The following is a 1555-nucleotide window of genomic DNA, read 5'->3' as shown; positions in this document are numbered from 1 at the left end:
ACGCGTGCTTGCCCATGGTCATGGCGGTGGCAGCGATAATCGCGGGTGTATGGTCGGCAGTAGCCACGATGACGGCATCGATGCTTTTGCCCATTTCGTCATACATCTTGCGCCAGTCTTTGTACTGCTTCGCGTTGGGATTTTCTTTGAACACGCCGGCAGCGTATTTCCAATCCACATCGCACAGGGCTACGATATTTTCCGTACCCTTCACCGCTTTGATGTTCGCGTTACCCATACCGCCGATACCAATAGCAGCGATATTAAGTTTATCACTTGGAGCTGTCGCTCCACTAATGTTTTTGCCCATCACGAAACTCGGAAGAATCGTCAATCCGGCGGCAGCTAAACTGCCTTTTTGAAGGAAGTCCCTTCTTGACATTGAATCTGACATAATACTTAATTTAACTTTTAATTTATTTAATAATTTATTTTTTATTTAGAATAATCCGCTTTCACAAAAGCAGCTTCATTCAAATAGTCCAAACTGGATTTGACGGATTCCATTTCCGGCAAATCATACTTCTCAACCTCCACAATGAGGTATTTCGTGGAAGAATCAATGTTGTTAAACAACTCTTCGAAGTCCATATAGCCACTTCTGCCCAATCCTCTTTCGTCTTTCACGTGAAGCAAATCGAAACGTCCGGGGTATTGTTTGAACAAATCGGCTGCCTTACGGTTGCCTTTTTGGCTCCAATACACGTCCAATTCGAAGAATACTTTCGCGGGGTCGGTGTTTTGAACCATGTAATCATACACCACTGTGCCGTCGTCATACACTTTTGTAAACTCATGCGCATGGTTGTGATAGCCGAATTTCAGCCCGGCAGCAGCGCATTTTTCGCCAATCCGGTTGAAGTAGTCGCAGTAGGCTTTTAAGCCTTCCAATGTGTCGGGAACGGGAAATCCGGGAACGACAATGTACTTCATGCCGGCGGCTTTGTGCGTGGCAATACATTTGTCCCACCATGCCCAAACCGGTCCCATGTCGGCTTCCAAATTTTTACCCACATGGCACGACAAAGCCGTCATTCCGGCAGCCTCAATCTTTGCCTTAAACACTTCGGGCAACATTCCGTAGATTTTGCCGTCGTCATAACTTGCACTCTCCACATACTTGTAGCCTGCCTTTCCAATGATGGAAATCACCGAATCAATCCCCACCGTCTCATCACGGATACTCCCGCGCAGGGAATACATCTGAATCCCGATGTTTTTTTCACAATTGTTGCCACAGCCACAAGAGGCAACCATCAGCATCGCAACTGATAGCAAGAACACATTTCGCATCTTTTTCATATACTTTTACTTTTTAAATTGTTATAAAATTATTGACTTTTAAAATTGATGCTGCAAAGGTAGTAATAATTTTTGAATAACATGTTTTTTTTCCCGATATTGCCTAAATCTTTTTTTTCGGCTAAATCTTTTTTTTCAGGTGCTATTTTTTGCAAACGGTGTTTTTGTCCCGCAGGGACAGCACAATGCGGCGTTCTGTGTCCCGCAGGGACAGCACTTTATTAACCGTAGACTTCAGTCTACGGTATAAAAA

General features: G+C 44.2%; 2 protein-coding genes. Both read right to left on the bottom strand.

Annotated elements, in window-relative coordinates; genetic code table 11:
* Positions 1 to 394, bottom strand: a 394-nt coding sequence (locus ASC50_RS00450; RefSeq protein WP_158648210.1) for a Gfo/Idh/MocA family oxidoreductase, incomplete at its 3' end; no start/stop codon positions are given.
* 41 nt (positions 395 to 435) lie between these two features.
* Positions 436 to 1302, bottom strand: a complete 867-nt coding sequence (locus ASC50_RS00445) for a sugar phosphate isomerase/epimerase family protein (protein WP_055431430.1) — start codon at positions 1300 to 1302, stop codon at positions 436 to 438.
* Positions 1303 to 1555: the final 253 nt, after the last annotated feature.

This window comes from Candidatus Symbiothrix dinenymphae (genome assembly GCF_001431085.1).
This window is presented reverse-complemented; position numbering and strand designations above follow the sequence as displayed.

Coding starts and splice junctions, on each gene's coding strand:
- ASC50_RS00445 (WP_055431430.1), bottom strand. CDS start 1,302: ATGAAAAAGATGCGAAATGTGTTCTTGCTATCAGTTGCGATGCTGATG.